At 75.7% G+C, this 20,017-nt stretch carries 1 protein-coding gene; it reads right to left on the reverse strand.

What is annotated here, in order from left to right; all coding sequences use genetic code 11:
- Positions 1–18: 18 nt before the first annotated feature.
- Positions 19–20,016 carry a non-ribosomal peptide synthase/polyketide synthase gene (locus ACFYQQ_RS15150; protein WP_388904733.1) on the reverse strand — a complete coding sequence of 6,666 codons (19,998 nt, stop codon included), beginning with the start codon at positions 20,014–20,016 and terminating at the stop codon, positions 19–21.
- Position 20,017 lies beyond the last annotated feature (1 nt).

Genomic DNA, 20,017 nt, shown 5'->3' on the forward strand with positions numbered 1-20,017 from the left:
CCGCGCGGTGCGCGGGCCTCACCGGCTGTCCCGCGCGTGCCGGGCGATGTGGCGCAGCGCCTCGGCGAACTCCTCGGCGACCTCTCGCACGGTCGCCGTGTCGTGGAGACCGGTCCGGTGGTGCCAGGTGAAGGCGAGGCGCCCGTGCTGCACCGCCCCCACCACTTCGAGGGGGTGGGAGCCGCTGTCCCGGGGGTCGTGGTCCTGGCCGAAGGAACCGTGCTCGGCGCGTATGAGGCCGCTGCCGGAGTCGGCCGGGCGGGCGTCCCACTGGCCGAGGTAGTTGAAGACCACCTGCCCGTGCGCCGCCGATCCGAGCCGCTCGCGCACCTCGGGTGAGCCGTAGGTGCGCAGGGCGCCGAAGCCCAGTCCGTTCCCGGGCACCGCGCGCAGCTGGCGGCGCACCGACTTGACCAGGGCCCGCCAGTCCCGGGCGGGACCGAATTCGTCCGGTTCGTCCACCCTGAGGGCGACCGGGTGGACGGTGGTGAACCAGCCGACCGTGCGGGACAGGTCGACCCCGTCGAGGACGTCCTCGCGGCCGTGCCCCTCCAGGTCCAGGCGGACCCGGTCGCGGCCGGTCCAGCGGGCGAGGGCCAGGGCCAGGGCGGAGAGCAGGACGTCGTTGACGCGGGTGCGGTAGGCGGTGGGCGCGGCCCGCAGCAGCGCCGTGGTGTCCTCCTCGTCCAGCTCCACGGTGAGGACGCGCTTCTCGCCCGCGTCGGCTCCGGGAGTGCCGGCGACCGGCAGCTGCTCCGCCGTCACCGCCTCTTCCCAGTACGGGAGTTCGTGGTCGAGGCCGCCGTCGGCGACGTGCGCGGCGAGGGCGCGGGCCCAGTCCCGGAAGGAGGTGCTGCGCTCCCCCAGTGCGACGGGCTCCCCTTGTGCCGCCTGCCGGTAGGCCGCTTCCAGGTCGTCGCGCAGGATCCGCCAGGACACGGCGTCCACGACGAGGTGGTGGGCGACCAGGAGGAGGAACGTGGGACGGTCGGCGCCGGTGAACAGCGCGGCCCGCAGCAGGGGGCCGTGGGCGAGGTCGAAACCGGCGTGCAGTTCGTCGGCCGCCTCGCCCATGGCCTCGTCCGCCTCAGCGGAGGTCAGTCCCGTCAGGTCGTGGCGGAGGAGGAGACCGCTGCCGCCGTCGGTGGGCGGCGGGTTGAACTGGCGCCAGCCGTCGTCCTCCCGGGTGAAGCGCATGCGCACGGCGTCGTGGTGTTCCAGCAGTGCGTCCAGGGCCGTGCCGAGGGCCACCGGGTCGGGGGTGCCGTCCAGTTCCAGCAGCACCGACTGGTTGAAGTGGTGGTGGCTGTGGCGCGGGGTGGTCAGGAACCACTCCTGGATGGGGGTGAGCGGCACCTCGCCGGTCACTGGGCCGTCCTCGGAGCGCTGCGGCGCGACGCCGACGACGGTGGCGAGCTCGGCGACCGTCTGGTGGGTGAACAGATCGCGGGTGGCCAGGTGCAGGCCCTCACGGCGCAGCCGCGACACCACCTGCATGGTGAGGATCGAGTCGCCGCCCAGGTGGAAGAAGTTGTCGTCGGCGCCGACCTCGTCCACACCGAGCACGTCCTCCCAGACGCGGGCGACGAGACGCTCGGTGTCGGTGCGCGGGGCGGTGCGCGGGCCGCCGGCGGCGGTGTGCCCGGGCTCGGGTGCGGGCAGCGCACGCCGGTCGAGCTTGCCGTTCGGGGTGAGCGGCAGCTCCGCCAGCGCGACGAACACCGACGGGACCATGTGCGGCGGAAGCAGCCCGGTGAGGTGCTCTCGCAGTTCGGCCAGGGGCAGCCGGTCCGGGGTGTCCCGGGCGGGGACGACGTACGCGACGAGCCGTCCGTGCCCCGCGCCCCGGTCGTCGCCGGTGCCCTCGCCGCGGACCACGACGACCGCGTCGCGCACCAGGGGGCTGCGGCGCAGAGCGCTCTCGATCTCCCCCGGTTCGATGCGGAAGCCGCGCAGCTTGATCTGCTCGTCGGCGCGTCCGGCGAAGCGGAGACGGCCGTCGGCTCCCCAGCGCACCAGGTCGCCGGTGCGGTACATCCGCTCCCCCGGTGCGCCGAAGGGGTCGGCGGTGAACCGCTGGGCGGTCAGGCCGGGGCGGTTCAGGTAGCCGCGGGCGAGCCCGGGGCCCGCCACGTACAGTTCGCCGGTCACGCCGGGCGGCACGGGGCGGCGGGCGGCGTCCAGGACGTAGACGCGGGTGGCGCCGGCCGGGCGGCCGATCGGCGGGGCGGCGGCCTCCGGGGTCAGGGGGCCGGTCCAGGTGGCGACGACCGTGGCCTCCGTCGGCCCGTACGAGTTGATCATCCGCCGGCCGGGGGCCCATCGCTGGACGAGGTCCGCCGGGCAGGCCTCGGCGCCGACGATCAGGGTCCGCAGGTGCGGCAGCGCGGCGGACGTCTCGGGCGGCACGGTGGCGAGGGCCGCCGGGGGGATCAGGGTGTGGGTGATGGCGCGTTCCGCGAGGACGGCGGCCAGCCGCTCGCCGACGAGCGGGCCCTCCTCACCGGTCACCAGGGCGGCGCCGGTGAGCAGGGACACGCACAGCTCCAGCACGGAGGCGTCGAAGCTGGGCGAGGCGAACTGCAGGACGCGGTCGCCCGGGCCCGCCGCGTAGCGCTCGGCGGCGGCCGCGGCGAAGCCGGCCAGTCCGCGGTGCGTCACGACCACGCCCTTCGGGGTGCCGGTGGACCCGGAGGTGTAGATCACGTAGGCGGGGTGGTCGGGGGTCAGCGCGGCGGTGCGGTCCGCGTCGGTGGGCGCGCTCTCCGGTCCCGCGTCGGCCCAGACGTCGGCGGGGTCGTCCAGGACGAGGGAGGCGCCCGCGTCGCGTGTCATGAACTCCCGCCGCTGCCGGGGGTAGGCCGGGTCCACGGGCAGGAAGGCGGCGCCGGTCTTGGCGACGGCGAGCTGGGCCACCACCGTCTCGGCGGCGCGGGGCAGGGCCAGGGCGACCACCCGCTCGGGTCCGGCGCCGCGCGCGATGAGGCGGTGCGCCAGCCGGTTGGCGGCGCGGTCCAGCTCGGCGTAGGTCAGCTGCCGGGTGCCGTCCGCGAGCGCCGGCGCGTCCGGCGTGCGGGCGGCCTGGCGTTGGAACAGCTCGGGCAGGGTCTCCGCGGGCACCGGCAGGGCCGTGCCGCGCCCCTGGTCCAGGAGGGCCTTCAGCTCCTCGTCGGACGCCAGCGGCAGCGCGCCCAGCGGCCGGTGCGGGTCGTCGGCGACGGCGGCGAGGAGCGTGCCGAGCTGGTCGGCCATGCGCTCGGCCGTGGCCGCGTCGAACAGGTCGGTGTTGTAGGTGAGCAGTCCGTGCAGCGCCCCCGACTCCGTCTCGGCGAACTCCAGGGTGAGGTCGAACGCCGCGTGGTGCAGCTCCTGTTCGACGTCCTGGACGTCGAGGCCGGGCAGGTCGAGGTCGGCCGCGGGTGTGTTCTGCAGGACGACCATGACCTGGAACAGCGGGGTGCGGCTGGTGTCGCGCGCCGGCTGCACCTCGTCCACGACCTGCTCGAACGGCACCTCCTGGTGCGCGAAGGCGTCCAGCACGGTCTGCCGTACGTCGGCGAGGAACTCCGGGAAGGGGCGGCCGGTGTCCACCCGGGAGCGCAGCACCAGGGTGTTGACGAAGAAGCCGATCAGGTTCTGGGTCTCCGGCCGGTCGCGGCCCGAGGTGACGGTGCCGACCGCGATGTCCCGCTCGCCGGACAGCCGCGCGAGGAACGTCTGCGCGGCGGCGACGAGTGTGGTGAAGAGGGTGGCGCCGCGGTCCCGGCCGACTCGGGCGAGACGGCGGGCCGTCGCGGGCGGGAGCACCAGCCGGGCGGTCGCGCCGTTGCCGGTGCGCACCGCGGGTCGCGGCCGGTCGGTGGGCAGGTCCAGCGGTTCGGTGCCGGCCAGTTGCTCCTTCCAGTACGCGAGGTGCTCGCCGGTGCCCGCGCCGCTCGCGGTGCGCTGCCAGTGGGCGTAGTCGGCGTACTGCACCGGCAGCGGCGGCAGTTGGCCCGTGCCGGGGTCCCGTTCGGCCCGGTAGAGGTGGGCGAGGTCGCCCGCGAGCACGGAGGTCGACCAGCCGTCGGTGACGATGTGGTGCAGGGTCAGCGTCAGCACGTGGTCGTCGGCGCCGAGCCGTACCAGCCCGGCGCGCAGCAGCGGGCCCCGGCGCAGGTCGAACGGGCGGGTGCGGTCGTCCGTGAGGAGGTGCCGCAGGCTCCGGGAGCGTTCCTCCTCCGGCAGTGCGGACAGGTCGTGCAGCGGGAGCGGTACGTCCTGCGGCGGGTGGACGATCTGGACGCCGTGGCCGTCCACCGTGTCGAAGGTGGTCCGCAGCGACTCGTGCCGGGCCACCAGGGCGCGCAGGGCGGCGGTGAGGGCGGCGGTGTCGAGCGCGCCGCGCAGCCGCAGTGCCAGCGCGGTGACGTACTCGGCGCCGCCGGGCGCGAACTCCTCCAGGAAGAACAGGCGTTGCTGGGCGTACGACATCGGCGGCGGCACGTCGCGGAGCGCCGCGACGACGGCGGGTGCGAGGGCGTCGTCGGGGCGCTCCTCGGTGAGCAGGGCGGTGAGTGCGGCCGGGGTGGGCCGGGTGAAGACGGCACGCGGTGAGAGGTCGGTGCCGAAGGCCTCGGCGAGGCGGGAGGCGAGGCGGATGCTGAGAATCGAGTCGCCGCCCAGCTGGAAGAAGTCGTCGTGCACGCCGGGCGGTTCGGCGCCGAGGACCTCGGCGAAGATCTCGGCCGTGCGGCGTTCGGCCTCGGTGCGGGGTGCGACATGGGCGCCGTCCGCCGCCCGGGACTCCGGTGCGGGGGCCGGCAGCGCCGCGCGGTCCACCTTGCCGTTGGCGCTGAGCGGGAGGGCGGGCAGGGGGACGAACGCGGAGGGGACGAGGTAGTCGGGCAGGGTGCGGGCGGCGAACGCCCGCAGTTCCTCGGTGTCCTCGGCGGCGGGACCGACGACGTAGGCGACCAGGCGCCTGCTGCCGGGCCGGTCCTCGCGGGCGACGACGGCCACGTCGGCGACGCCGGGACGGGCCGTGAGCACGGCCTCGACCTCGCCGGGTTCGACCCGGAACCCGCGGATCTTCACCTGGTCGTCGGCGCGGCCCAGGAACTCGACGGTGCCGTCCACATGGCGGCAGGCCAGGTCTCCGGTGCGGTACATGCGGGTGCCGGGCGGCCCGTACGGGTCGGCGAGGAAGCGGGCGGCCGTGTCGCCGGGGCGGCCCAGGTAGCCGCGGGCCACGCCCTCGCCGGACACGAACAGCTCGCCCGCGCAGCCCGGCGGGACGGGGCGCAGCCGGCCGTCCAGGAGATGGACGCGCAGGTCGTCCAGGGGGTGCCCGATGGGCACGGTGCCGGGCACATCCGCCGCGTCCGCGAGGGCGAAGGACGTCGCGAAGGTCGTGGTCTCCGTCGGTCCGTAGCCGTCCACGACGGTCAGTGCGGGGCACGCGTCCAGGACCCGCCGTACGGCCGCCGCGGGGACCACGTCGCCGCCGGTCCACACTTGGCGCAGGTCCGCGAAGCAGTCCGGCGCGTCCTGTGCCAGCAGCCGGAACAGGCCGGCCGTCAGCCACACCGCGGTCAGCCCGCCGTCCGCCGCCAGGCGCCGCAGCAGGGCCGCGTCCATGGGCCGGTCGGGGGCCACCACCACGCAGCCGCCGTTCAGCAGCGGCGCCCACACCTCGAACGTGGCGGCGTCGAAGGCCGGTGGCGAGTGCAGCAGCACCCGCTCGCAGACGCCGTCCCCGAAGCGGCTGTCGGTGGCCAGGGATGCCACGTCGCGGTGCCGGACCGCGACCGCCTTGGGCCGGCCGGTGGAGCCGGAGGTGAACATGACGTACGCCAGCCGGTCGGGGTCGGCCGCCGGCAGCGCGGCCTCCGCCGAAGCCTCGGTGCGCGCCGCCGCGACGTCCCGCGCGGTCAGCCGGACGGCGGCGCCCGCCTGGGAGAGGAGGGCGCGGCGCCGCTCCTCGGGGGCACGGGTGTCCACCGGCAGGTAGGCGCCGCCCGCCTTGAGGACACCGAGCTGGGCGGCCACCAGCTCCGCCGAGCGGTCCATGAGCAGCGCCACCCGCTCCTCGGCCGCCAGACCGGCGGACCGCAGCCGCCGGGCCACGGCGTCCGACCAGTCGGCGAGCTGCCGGTAGCTGACGTGCCGGTCGCCGTCGTGCACCGCCGGCGCGTCGGGCGTGCGCCGGACCTGTTCGGCGAACAGGTCGACCGGGCTGCGGGGGGCGGTCTGCCGGGCGGTGGTGTTCCAGCGGTCCAGCAGTGCGCGGTCGTCGGCGGTGAGGAGGTCCAGGTCGTCCACGTCGCCCTCGGCGCCGTCGGCGAACCGGGTGAGCAGGGCGGCCAGCCGGGACGCGGCACGCTCGACCGTCGGGCGGTCGAACAGCGCGGCGTCGTAGGCCAGGTCGAAGCCGAGCCGGTCGCTGAGGTGGGCGCGGAGGCAGAGCGGGAAGGTGGTGGCGTCCTCGGCGCGCACCTCCTCGACGCGCACGCCCGTCCTGGCGGTGGCGGACTCGTCGACCGGATAGTTCTCGAAGACCACCATGCTGTCGAACAGGGCCTCGCCCTGCGGGACTTCACTGAGCGCCTGGATGCGGGGCAGCGCCAGGAAGTCGAAGCGCCTGGCCTCGCTCTGCTGCTCCTGGAGATCGCGCAGCCACGGCAGGACGCCTCCGGCGGGGACGCGGACGCGGGTCGGCACGGTGTTGATGAACATGCCCACCATGGAGTCCACGCCCGGCAGTTCGGCGGGGCGGCCCGAGACGGTGGTCCCGAACACGACGTCGCGGCGCCCGCCGTACCGGGCCAGCAGCAGCGCCCACATGCCCTGCACCACGGTGTTGACGGTCAGTCCGCCCCGGGCGGCCGTCTCCCGGAGCCGCCGGGAGAGCCGCTCGTCCAGTTCGTGGTGCACGGCGTCCGCCGCGCGCGCCCGGTGCGCCTCGGTGGGCGTGCGGTCGTACGGCAGCGGGGTGCGCGCCGTGAAGCCGGCGAGGGCGTCGGCCCAGTGGCGGCCGGCCGCGTCCTCGTCCTGGTCGCGCAGCCAGCCGAGGAAGTCGGCGAAGGGCCGGCGCGGGGGCGGCGCGGTGTCGGCGCCACCGGTGAGGGCGGCGTAGCGCTCGCACACCTCGGTGAGGAGCTGGCCGGTGCTCCAGCCGTCGAGGATCAGGTGGTGCGAGGACCACAGGAGCAGGACCTCGTCGCCGGGAAGGGCGGCCAGGGTGACGCGGGTGAGGGGGGCGGTGGTCAGTTCCATGCCGGATGCGCGGTCCTCGGCGAGCAACCGCTCCGTCGCGTCGGCCCGCTGACGTTCCGTCATGTCGCGCCAGTCCAGGTGGCGGACGGGCAGTTCGACGTGCTGGTGCACGACCTGCACGGGGTGCGGCAGGCCCTGCCAGTGCACGCTCGTGCGCAGGACCGGCGTGTGGTCGGTGACCTGCTGCCAGGCCGCGGCGAACGCCTGCGGGTCGGCCACCCCCGACAGCCGTACCGCGGTCCGGTCGAAGTAGGCGCCCGCCGTGTCGACCAGGCCGTGGAAGAGCATGCCGGACTGCAGCGGCGTCAGCGGCAGGACGTCCGCCACGTGCCGCCCGTCGCCGACGAGCCGGTCCAGCTGTTCCGCGGTGAGGCCGGCGAGCGGGAAGTCGGACGGGGTGCGGCCGCCCGCTTCGGGGCGGGCACAGTGCGCCACGATCTCGCGCAGCGCCCTGCACATGTCCTCGGCCAGCTCCCGCACGGTGCTCTCGTCGTAGACGGCCGTGGGGTAGGTCCAGCCGAGTTCCAGCCGGCCGTCCTGGACGACGCCCGTGATGTCCAGGAGGTAGGGGCGGGGTTCGTCCGGGTCGGTGTCGCGGCCGGCGGGCGGGAGTGCGGCCCGGTACAGGCCGCTGCCGCCGCCGGCGTCCCACTGCCCGTGGTAGTTGAACCCGACCTGCGGGGCCGGGGTGCCGGCCAGCGGGCTGCCGGGCAGCAGGTGGCGCAGCGCGCCGTGGCTGAGGCCGTGCAGCGGCACGGCGCGCAGCGTCTCCTTGACGGACTTGAGCACGTCGCCCCAGCCGGCGTCGCCGGGGACGGTCAGGGCGAGCGGGAACTCGGCGGTGAACCAGCCGACCGTGCGCGAGAGGTCCACGTCGTCGAAGAGGTCCTCGCGGCCGTGGCCCTCGACGCCGACCAGGACCGTGTCGCGTCCGCACCAATTGGCCAGCGTGCGGCCGAGGGCGCTGAGCAGGACGTCGTTGACCTGGGTGCGGTACACGTCGGGGACGTGGCGCAGCAGCGCGTCGGTCTCCTCCGTCTCCAGGGTGACGGTGACGGTGGCGGCGGTGCCATGGGTGTTGGGGCCGGTCCGTCCCGGGGGCAGGCCGGCCGGGGCGGCGCAGGTGCGGGTCCAGTGGGCCAGGTCGGCGTCCAGGGCGCCGGAGCGGGTGTGCCGCTCCAGGAGGGCCGCCCAGTGGCCGTACGTGGTGCCCTCGTCGGGCAGTTCGACGGGGCGTCCGGCCGCGGCGGCGCGCTGCGCGGTCTCCAGGTCGGCGAGCAGGATGCGCCAGGAGACGCCGTCGACGACCAGGTGGTGGGCGGTGATCAGCAGCTGCGCGGGCCGGCCGGGGCCCCGGTCGAAGAGGAGGGCCCGTACGACCCTGCCCTCGGCGGGGTCGAGGGAGGACTGCGCCTCCTCCGCCGCGCGCTGCACCGCCGGCTCCAGTGCCTCCTCGTCCAGACGGGACACGTCGTGGATTGTGAGGACGCCCTCGGGCGCCTCGGGCAGTGCCTCCTGGCGCGGGCCGTCACCGGTGTTCAGGAACCGGGTGCGCAGGGCCGGGTGGTGACGTACGACCGCGTCGATTGCCTGACGGATCGTCAAAGTGTCTACTTCGGGGGCGAGTTCGAGCAGCTGGGTCATGGTGAAGCGCAGCGGGTCGCCGGGGGCGCGGCCGTCGAGGTACCAGCGCTGGATGGGGGTGAGGGGCGCCTCGGCCGGTGCGGTCCCGGACGTCTTGGCCGGGCGTGGGTCCATGTCGCCCACGCGCAGAGCGAGTTCGGCGACGGTCTGGTGGCGGAAGACGTCCTTGGTGGTGAGCGCGAGGCCGGCGCGGCGGGCCCGGGAGACGATCTGGATGCTGAGGATCGAATCGCCGCCCAGGGAGAAGAAGTTGTCCCGGGCGCCCACCCGCTCGACGCCGAGGACCTCCGCCCAGATCGCGGCGAGGCGCTCCTCGGTGCCGGGGCGGGGCGCCACGTACGGCGTCGTGCTGTCGGGCTGGTCCGGCGGGGCGGGCAGCGCGCGCCGGTCGGTCTTGCCGCTGCTGGTGCGCGGCATCCGCGCCAGCGGGACGAACGCCGCCGGCACCATGTGGTCCGGCAGGGTCCGCCGCAGCCTGACGCGCAGTTCGTCGGCGGGCGGGGTGCGGTCCCCGGCGGGCACGAGGTGCGCCACGAGCATCGGGCGCCCGCCGTGCTCGCGGGCGGTCACCGCGGCCTCGGCGATGTCCGGGTGGGCCAGCAGCGCGGCCTCGACCTCGCCGGGTTCGATGCGGAAGCCGCGGATCTTGATCTGTTCGTCGGCGCGCCCGAGGAACTCCAGGAGCCCGCCCGCGTCCCAGCGGGCACGGTCGCCGGTGCGGTACATCCGCTCCCCCGGTGCCCCGAAGGGGTCGGCCACGAAGCGCGCCGCGGTCAGACCGGGCCGGTTCAGGTAGCCGCGGGCCACCTGGGCGCCGGCGAGGTACAGCTCTCCGGGGGTGCCGGGCGGCACCGGCCGCAGCGAGCCGTCCAGGACGTAGGCGCGCAGGTTGCCGCCCGGGCGGCCGATGACGGGGCGCTCGGGCCGTTCGGCGCAGCGGCCGTAGACGGCGTCGACGGTGCACTCGGTGGGCCCGTACATGTTGTACGCGCTCACGCCGAGGTCGCCGTCCGCGGCGCACAGCTCCTGCCAGGCGGTGCCGTCGACCGCCTCGCCGCCCACGAGGAGCAGGCGCGGGTGGTGGCGGCCGGGGGCCAGGAGCCCGGCGGAGGTCAGCTCGCGCAGGAAGGACGGGGTCACGTTCACCAGGTCCAGGCGGCGTTCGGCGACGAGGGCGCAGAAGGCGTCCGGGTCCAGGCGGGTGTCCTCGTCGACGAGGTGCACCTCCTGTCCGAGGGCGAGGAGCAGCGGCCCTTCCCAGGAGGTGTCGAAGGAGAACGACGCGCTGAGCGCGGCCCGCAGGCGCCGCCCGCCCGTGGTGTGGGGTGCGACGAGTCCGGTGCGGTGGTCGTGGCAGAGGTTGACCAGCTGGCGGTGTTCCACGGCGACCCCCTTGGGGCGGCCGGTGGAGCCGGAGGTGTAGACGATGTACGCGGTGTTCTCCGGGCGCAGCGGCCACGGGCGGTCGGCGTCGGTGGGGGCGTGCGCGGGCAGCCGGTCCCAGGCCACGTCGCGCAGGGTGCCGGGCGTCACGACGGTGTGCGGCGCTGCGTCCGCGAGGAGGAACGCGACGCGCTCCTCGGGCAGTTCGGGGTCCAGGCACAGCAGGGTGCCGCCGGCCTTGAGGACGGCGAACAGGGTCACCAGCAGGTCCGAGGTGCGCGGCAGGCGGACGGCGACGACGCGTTCCGGGCCGACGCCCAGACCGATGAGGTGGTGGGCGAGCCGGTTCGCGCGCCCGTCGAGCGTGGCGAAGTCCAGCGTGCCGTCCCGGGCGATTAGTGCCGTGGCGTGCGGGAGCGCGGCCGCCTGCGCCTCGAACAGGGCGGGGAAGGTGGTGTCGGGCGTGTCGATGCGCGTGCCCTGCCACGCGTGGAGCACCTGGTGCCGTTCGTCGGCGGTGAGCAGCGGCAGCGCGCCGGTCTCCCGGCCGGGGTCCTCGGCGACGGCCTCCAGCAGCATTCGCAGCCGGGCGGCGAGGAGCCGGGCGGTGTCCGCCGTGAACAGGCCGGTGTTGTACTCCAGGTGGCCGGTGAGTCCGCCGTCGCCCTCCACGAAGTCGAAGGCGAGGTCGAAGGTGGCGTTGCGGACCGGCGGGGTGAGCGGCTCGACGTCCAGTCCGGGCAGGTCAGGGGTCGCGGCGCCCAGGTTGTGCAGCGCCACCATGACCTGGAACAGCGGGGTGCGGCTGGTGTCCCGTTCGGGCTGGAGGACGTCCACGAGCCGTTCGAAGGGCACGTCCTGGTGGGCGAACGCGTCCAGCACGGTGGCGCGCACCTGCTCCAGGAGCGCGCGGAACGACCGGCCGGGGCGCACCCGGTTGCGCAGCACCAGGGTGTTGACGAACATGCCGACCACGTCGTGGAGTTCGGGGCGGTCGCGGCCGGCGGTCACGGTGCCGACGGCGACGTCCTCCTGGTCCGCCCAGCGGGAGAGCAGGACCGTGCAGGCCGCCACCAGGGTCATGTAGAGGGTGGCGTCCGCCTCCTGGCCCGTCCGGCGCAGGCGTTCGGTCAGCTCGGCGGGCAGGACGAAGGTCACCAGGGCGCCGTCGCGGGTGCGTACGGCGGGGCGGGGCCGGTCGGTGGGCAGCTCCAGCGGGGCGAGTCCGTCCAAGGTCTCGCGCCAGTGGGCGAGTTGGCCCTCCGCCTCCTCGGTGCGGGCGCGCTGCCAGGCCGCGTGGTCGGCGTACCGCACGGGCAGGTCGGGCAGGTCGGGCCGGCGGCCTTCCAGCGCCGCCGCGTACAGCTCCCCGAGGTCCCGGCCGAGGACGGCGACGGACCAGCCGTCGGTGGCGATGTGGTGGACGGCGAGGAGGAGCGCGTGCTCGTCCTCGGCGAGGCGCGCCAGCCGGGCCCGCAGCAGGGGGCCCGCGGCCAGGTCGAAGGGGGTGGACGCCTCCTGTTCCACCAGGGCGTCCAGGGCCGCCCGCGCGCCGTCGGCGGGGACGCCGGTGAGGTCGTCCGGCGTGAGGTGGGCCGGGTGCGGCGGGTGCACGATCTGCCGGGGCCGGCCGTCCTCCTCGGCGAACGTGGTGCGCAGCGCCTCGTGCCGGGCCACCAGGCCGTCGAGGGCGGTGCGCAGGGCCGTCGCGTCGAGCCGGCCGCGCAGACGCAGCACCGACAGCGTCGTGTACTCGGTGCTGCCGGGCTCGAAGCGGTCGAGGAACCACAGGCGTTGCTGGGCGTACGACAGCGGCGCCGGGGCGTCCGGATCGGCGGCGGGTATGCCTTCGGCGGGCTTCGTGCCGTCCGCCGCGGGCTCGCCGAGGGCGGCGGCCAGGGCGGACAGCGTCGGGTGGGTGAACAGCAGCCGGGGCGAGACGTCCGCGCCGAACGCGGCGCGCAGCCGGGACGTCACCCGGACGGCGAGGATCGAGTCGCCGCCGAGGGCGAAGAAGTCGTCCTCGGCGCCCACCTCGTCCGCGTCCAGCACGTCCGCCCAGGCGGCGGCGACCGCGCGTTCGGCCGGGGTGCGGGGCGGGGTGCGGTCGGCGCCGGTGGCGAAGCCGTCGGGTCCCGGGGCGGGCAGCGCGCGCCGGTCGAGCTTGCCGTTCGCGGTCAGCGGCAGCGCCGCCATCGGCACGTAGGCGGCGGGCACCATGTGCGCGGGCAGCAGGCGGTCCAGGTGGGCACGGAGTTCGGCCGGGGACGGTACGGCGGCGTGCTCGCCGGTGCCGACGACGTGCGCGACCAGGCGGCGCGTCCCGGAGGTGTCCTCGTGCACGCCGACGGCGGCGGCGCCGACGCCCGGGTGGGAGTGCAGCGCGGCCTCGATCTCGCCGGGCTCGATGCGGTACCCGCGGATCTTGACCTGCTGGTCGGCGCGCCCCAGGTACTCCAGTGTTCCGTCGGCCCGCCGGCGGGCGCGGTCCCCGGTGCGGTACATGCGGCTGCCGGGCTCGCCGAACGGGTCGGCGGGGAAGCGGGCGGCGGTCAGGCCGGGCCGGTTCAGGTAGCCGCGGGCCAGGCCCTCCCCCGCCACGTACATCTCGCCGACGGCTCCGGGCGCCACCGGGGCGAGGTCGTCGTCGAGCACGTACACGCGCAGGTCGGGTATGCCCGTGCCGATGGGTCCCGCGGCGCCCGTGCCGGTGGTCGTGCGGTCCAGGGGGGCGTAGGTGACGTGCACGGTGGTCTCGGTGATGCCGTACATGTTGACCAGGCGCGGGGCGGTGTCGGGGTGGCGTCCGTACCAGCCGGAGAGCCGCTCGACGTCCAAGGCCTCGCCGCCGAAGACGACGGTGCGCAGGGCCAGGCGCGCGCCGACGTCCGGATGGTCGGCGTCGGCGCGGGCCAGCGACCAGAAGGCGGACGGAGTCTGGTTGAGGACGGTGACCCGCTCGTCGGCCAGCAGCCGCAGGAAGTCCTCCGGGGAGCGGGCGGTGTCGTCGGGGACGACGACGAGACGGCCGCCGTGCAGCAGGGCGCCCCACAGCTCCCAGACGGAGAAGTCGAAGGCGTAGGAGTGGAAGAGGGTCCACACGTCGTGCTCGTCGAAGCGGAACCACTGCCGGGTGCGGGTGAACAGCCGCACCACGTTGGCGTGCGGCACCACCACGCCCTTGGGCATCCCGGTGGACCCGGAGGTGTAGATGGCGTAGGCGGGGCTCTCCGGCAGCGGACGGTGAGCCGGGGTCGCACCGCCGTCGGGGCCGCCGGAGGGGCGCCGCTCCAGGTCGGCGGTGACCGCCGGGTCGTCGAGCGGCAGGACGGGCACGCCGGTGCCCGCGGCGAGGGCGGCCGCCTCCGTGGTGGTCACCAGGGTCACGGGGTCGGCGTCGCGCAGCAGGTGGGCGACGCGTTCGGCGGGCAGCCGGGGGTCGATCGGCAGGTAGGCCGCGCCGGTCTTGAGGACGGCGAGGACGGCGACGACCAGGTCGGTGGAGCGGGGCAGGGCGAGCGCGACGAACCGCTCGGGCCCGGCTCCCTGTCCGGCCAGGCGGTGGGCGAGGCGGCCGGCGGCCTCGTCGAGCGCGCGGTAGTCGAGGCGTTCCTCCCCGCAGGTGACGGCGACGGCGTCGGGGGTGCGGGCGGCCTGTGCCTCGAACAGGTCCACCAGGGTCTCTTCGGGGCGGCCGTGCTCGGTGCCGTTCCAGTCGTCCAGCATCAGCCGCCGTTCCCCGGCGGTGGTCCAGGCGAGGGTGCGCAGCGGCCGGTCGAGGTCGTCGGCGAAGCCGGTGAGCAGCAGGCACAGGCGGTCGGCGAGGGCGCGGACGGTCGCGGCGTCGAACAGTTCCGGGTCGTAGGCCAGGTCGAAGCCGAGCCGCTCTCCTTGGTAGGCGCGCAGTACGAGCGGGTAGTTGGTGGCGTCCCGTGAGGTGACGTCCGCCAGGCGTACGCCCGAGCCGGCCGAACGGGCCTCGTCGAAGGGGTAGTTCTCGAAGGCGACCATGCTGTGGAAGAGCGGCGCGCCGGACGGAACGTCGCTGAGTGCCGTCAGCTCGGCCAGGGAGACCGCGGCGAAGCGCCGCGACTCGGCCTGCGCGTCCTGGAGTTCGCGCAGCCACGCGGCGGCCGTACGGCGGCCGTCGACGCGGACACGGGTGGGCAGGGTGTTGATGAACATGCCCACCATCGACTCGACGCCGGGCAGGTCGTCGGGGCGTCCGGACACGGTGGTGCCGAACACGACGTCCCGTTCCGCGGCGTACCGGGCCAGGAGCAGCGCCCACGCGCCCTGCACCAGCGTATTGACGGTGAGTCCGGCGTCCCGCGCGGTCCGGGCGAGGCGCGCGGAGACCTCGTCCGGGAGTCCGCCGGTGTGGACGTCCGCCGAGCGGGCCCGGTGCGCGTCGCGCAGCGGGCGGTCGGTGGGCAGGGGCGTCGGGGTGGCGAAGCCGCTCAGGGCGTCGCGCCAGTGGGCGCGGGCCGCGTCGTCGTCCTGGTCGGCCAGCCAGGCCACGTAGTCGCCGAAGGGGCGGCGCACGGGCGGGCTCGGTTCGCGTCCGGCGGTGAGAGCGGCGTACTCCTCGAAGACGTCGGTGAGCACCTGGGCGAGGCTCCAGCCGTCCAGGATGAGGTGGTGTGAGGTCCACAGCAGGTGCAGCCGGGCGTCGGGCAGCCGGACCAGGGTGAGCCGCATCAGGGGTGCCGAGCCGAGGTCGATGCCGCGTGCCAGGTCCTCGGAGCGGAGCCGGGCCAGGCGCTCGTCCCGCTCGCCGGGAGGTACGTCGCGCCAGTCGTGGTGGGTCACCGGCACGCGGACGTCCCGGTGCACGATCTGCAGCGGCCGTGGCACGCCCTCCCACACCACCGAGGTCCGCAGGGCGGGGGTGCGGTCGGTGACGTGCTGCCAGGCGAGGGCGAGGGCGTGCGGGTCGGCGACGCCCTCCAGCAGGAGGGCCGCCTGGTCCACGTACACGTCGTCGGGGCCGCCGACCAGCCGGTGGAAGAGCATGCCCTCCTGGAGCGGTGTGAGCGGCAGCAGGTCCTCCACGCGGCGGCCGTCGCCTGCCAACCGGTCCACGGCGGGCTGGTCCAGGCCCGCGAGCGGGAAGTCGGAGGGGGTGCGGCCGCCGGCGTCCGGGCGGGCGCAGTGCTCGGTGATCGCGGCCAGTGCCCGCACCATGCCCTCGGCGAGGTCCCGGACGGTGTCCTCGTCGTGCACCTGGTCGCTGTAGTGCCAGGTGATCTCCAGCTCCCCGTCGGCGACGACCGCCGAGACGTCCAGCAGGTGGTCGAGGGGCCGGTCCGGCGCCATGTCCCGGCCGGGTATCTCGGCGGCCGCCGGGGCGAACTCCCGCCCACCGGCCGCGTCCCACTGCCCGTGGTAGTTGAAGCACACCTGGGGCAGCGGCAGTTCGCGCAGGGCGGCGGCCGAGGGGTCGGGTGAGCCGAGGCGGGCGAGCGCCTCGTAGCTCAGTCCGCGCCTGGGCACGGCCCGCAGTCGTTCCTTCACGGCCTTCAGCGTGGCGGCCCAGTCCGGGTCGGCGGCCGGTCCGGCCGGGGTGAGGGTGACGGGGTACTGGCTGGTGAACCAGCCTACGGTCCGCGACACGTCGAGTGCGTCGCCCAGGTCCTCGCGGCCGTGTCCTTCCAGGGCGACGCTCACCCGCTCGGTGCCCGCCCAGTCGGCGAGGACCCGGCCCAGGGCGCTGAGCAGCACGTCGTTGACCTGGGTGCGGTACAGGCCGGGCACCCGGCGCAGCAGGGCCTCGGTCGTGGTGGCGTCCACGCGGGTGCGGACGGTGCGCACCGATCCGGCGAGCGGGGTCGCGGAGCGGTCGACGGGCAGCGGGACGCGCGGTTGGCGTGCCTCGGCCGTCCAGTACGCCAGGTCGTCGTCGAGGTCGCCGGAGCGCACCCGCCGGGACAGCCGCGAGGCCCATGCGGTGAACGGCTCGGTGGCGGGCTCCGGTTGGACCGGCTCGCCCGCCGCGGCCTGCCGGTAGGCCCGCTCCAGGTCGCCGAGGATGATGCGCCAGGAGACGCTGTCGACGCCGAGGTGATGGGCCGTCAGGAACAACTGGGGGCGTGCGCCGGACGGGAGGAGCAGCAGGGCGGCGCGCAGCAGGGCTCCGGTGGCCGGGTCCAGGGCCGCCCGGGCGGCGTCGGCGGCCTCGGCGACGGCGCCGGGGAGGACCGCGGCGTCGAGCGCGGTCAGGTCGTGGCGGGTGAGCAGCCCGGTGGCCGGACCGGCGCCCGGGTGCTGTCGCCAGGCGTCCCCGTCGCGGGTGAACCGGGTGCGCAGCGCGGGGTGGTGGGCGGCCACCGCTTCCAGGGCCCGGGTCAGGGCCGGCTCGTCGAGGTCGCGCGGGAGGTCGAGCAGCATCGACATGCTGAAGTGCTTCAGCGGTCCGTGCGTGGCGAAGAACCACTCCTGGACGGGGGTCAGCGGGGCGGGCCCCTCGTCCTGCGGCGCGCGGGGAGCCGGTACGGCGCCGGTCCGTCCGGACGCGGCGGCGGCCAGGTCGGCGACGGTCTGGTGGCGGAACACGTCGCGTGAGGTCAGGTGCACGCCGGCGGCGCGGGCCCGGGAGACGACCTGGATGCTGAGGATGGAGTCGCCGCCCAGCTCGAAGAAGTTGTCGTCGGCGCCGACCCGGGCCACGCCCAGCACGTCGGACCAGATGCCGGCCAGCGTCTCCTCGGCGGGGGTGCGGGGGGCGGTGAACTCCCTTTCGCGCGGGGCGTTTCCGAGGTCGGGGGCGGGCAGGGCGCGGCGGTCCAGCTTGCCGCTGGTGGTCAGCGGCAGCGCGTCGAGCACGGTGAACGAGGACGGCACCATGTGGTCGGGCAGGACCCGCCGGCAGGAGGCGCGCAGCTCGGAAGCAACGGGCCGCGCCGAGCCGGGGGCCGGTACGAGGTAGGCGGCCAGCCGGGTGTGGCCGTGCGCGTCGGTCACCGCGACGACCGCGGCGGCGGTGACGTCCGGCAGGTCCAGCAGGGCCGCCTCGACCTCGCCGGGCTCGATGCGGTGTCCGCGCACCTTGACCTGGTCGTCGGCACGCCCGAGGTAGTCGAGCCGCCCGTCGGAGGTCCAGCGGGCGAGGTCGCCGGTGCGGTACATCCGCCCGCCGGGCGGTCCGAACGGGTCGGCGGGGAAGCGCGCGGCGGTCAGTCCCGGGCGTCCGGCGTAGCCGCGGGCCACCTGCTCCCCCGCCAGATACAGTTCGCCGCCGACACCGGGCGGCACGGGCCGGAGCCGGTCGTCCAGGACGTAGGCCCGCACGTTGGGCAGCGGGCGGCCGACCAGGGGGCGGTCGCCGGCGTCGATCCGGCAGGCCAGGGCGTCGACCGTGCACTCGGTGGGGCCGTAGAAGTTGTACGCGGCGACGTCGCGGTGGGCGGCGAGTTCGCGCCACAGGGCGGGGCCGACGGCCTCGCCGCCGAGCATCAGCACCCGGGGGCGGTGCCGGGGGTCGGTGAGCAGTCCGGCGGGCAGCAGCTGGCGCAGATGGGAGGGTGTCAGGTCGAGGAAGTCGACGCGGTGCTCGACGACGTACTCGACGAGGGCGGCGGCGTCGAGCCGGGTCGCCTCGTCGACCAGGTGCAGCGGATGGCCGTCCGCCATCAGCAGCACCCCCTCCAGCGAGGTGTCGAAGGAGAACGACGCGGTCAGCGCCACCCGCAGCGGGCCGCCGCCCGCCTCGGCGACGAAGCCCTCGCGGTGGCCGGCCAGCAGGTTCGTCAGGGAGCGGTGCGGGACGGCGACGCCCTTGGGCCTGCCGGTGGAGCCCGAGGTGTAGATGACGTACGCGGTGTGGTCCGGGTCGAGCGGGGCCTGCCGGTCGGCGTCGGTGGGGTCGGTGGCGGGGGTCGTGCCGGGCACCGACCGCAGCGCGGTCTCGTCCAGCACCAGGGCCGGACGGGCGTCCTGGAGCAGGTACCGGACGCGCTCGTCGGGCAGGGCGAGGTCGACGGGCAGGTAGCCGGCGCCGGCCTTCCAGACGGCGAGGATCGCGGTGACCATGTCGGCGGTGCGCGGCAGGCGCAGGGCGACCAGCCGTTCGGGGCCCGCGCCCTGGGCGATCAGGTGGTGGGCGAGCCGGTTGGCGCGGGCGTTGAGCGTCGCGTAGTCGAGCCGGGTGTCCCCGGCGACCAGGGCGGTGGCGTGCGGGGTGCGGGCGGCCTGCCGCTGGAAGAGGTCCGGGTAGGCGGCCGGGGTGACCGGCAGCGCGGTGTCGTTCCAGTCCTCGGTCACCCGCCGTGTCTCGCGCGCGGAGAGCAGCGGGACGGTGCCGAGCGGCCGGTCGGGTTCCGCGGCGGCGGCCTCCAGCGTCCGCAGCAGCTGGTCCGCCATGCGCTCGGCGGTCGCCGCGTCGAAGAGGTCGGTGCGGTACTCCAGCAGGCAGCTCAGTCCGGCCCCGTCGGGCACGAACTCCACGCTCAGGTCGAAGGTGGCCGCCTGCCGCTCCACGCCGACGGGTGAGGTCTCCAGGCCGTGCGGCGCAGGCGCCTCGGGCGGGGCCGGGTGCAGCAGGACCATCACGTCGAAGAGCGGGTTGCGGCCCGCCTCGCGGAGGGCGCCCACCGCCTCGACCAGCCGCTCGAAGGGCGTGTCGCCGTGCGCGAAGGCGTCGTTCACGGTGCGGGCGGCGTCCGCCAGCAGAGCGCGGAAGGACCCCCTGGTGTCCACGGGGGTGCGCAGGGCGACGGTGTGGGCGAAGAAGCCGACGGTCCGTTCCAGGTCGGTGCGGGAGCGCCCGGGTGTCAAAGAGCCGACGGTGATGTCGTCCTGCCCCGACCAGCGGGCCAGCAGCGCCTGGCAGGCGGCGGTCAGGGCGGTGAACAGCGTGGTGTGCTGCTCGGCCGCGAGCTGCCGCAGCCGGTCCGTGACGTCCGCCGGGACGGGGACGGTGTGGACCGCGCCGGCGCCGGACTCCTCCCCGCGACGGGGGCGGTCCAGCGGCAGCGCGGGCGCCACGGAGCCGGCCAGCTGCTCCTTCCAGTAGGCGAGTTGACGCTCCAGGGTGGGTCCGGACAGGCGCTCGCGCTGCCATACGGCGAAGTCCGGGTACTGCGTGGCGACCGGCGGCAGGTCCACCTCCGCACCCCGCGCGAGGGCGTCGTAGGCGGTGCACAGCTCCTGGAGCACGACGCCCATGGACCAGCCGTCGGTGACGATGTGGTGGGCCGTCAGCATCAGTACGTGCGCGCTGTCCGACTCGCGCAGCAGCAGGGCGCGCAGCAGCGGGCCGTCGCTCAGGTCGAACGGGCGGGTGTACTCGGCGCGCAGCGCCGCGTCCAGGGTCCCGGCGCCGCCCGGCGCGGTGTCCGGCCGGACGTCGTGGACCGGCAGGGGTACCGGCCCCGCCGGGTGCACGGACTGCGCCGGGCGTCCGTCGATCTCCTGGAACGTGGTGCGCAGCGCCTCGTGCCGCTCCACCACGGTGTCCAGGGCGCGGGAGAGCGCGGCCCGGTCCAGCGGGCCGGTGAGCCGGAGCGCGACGGCGCTGTTGTAGCGGGCGTCGCCGGGCCGCAGCCGGTCCAGGAACCACAGCCGCTGCTGGGCGAAGGACAGCGGCAGCGGCCGGGTGCGGTCCGCGCGCGGTAGTGCCTGGCGGGCGGGCGCGCCCGGTGCCCCGCCGGCCCGTCCGGCGAGCCGGCGGCGCAGCGCCTCCTGGAGGTCCTCGGGCAGTGCCTCGGCGCGGTTTCGCTTCGAAGACGTCATG

Origin of the sequence: Streptomyces sp. NPDC005496, from assembly GCF_042872045.1 — a bacterium.
Classification (GTDB): domain Bacteria; phylum Actinomycetota; class Actinomycetes; order Streptomycetales; family Streptomycetaceae; genus Streptomyces.

Excerpts from the sequence above, each read along its gene's own strand:
- ACFYQQ_RS15150 (WP_388904733.1), bottom strand. The coding sequence starts at position 20,016 with ATGACGTCTTCGAAGCGAAACCGCGCCGAGGCACTGCCCGAGGACCTC.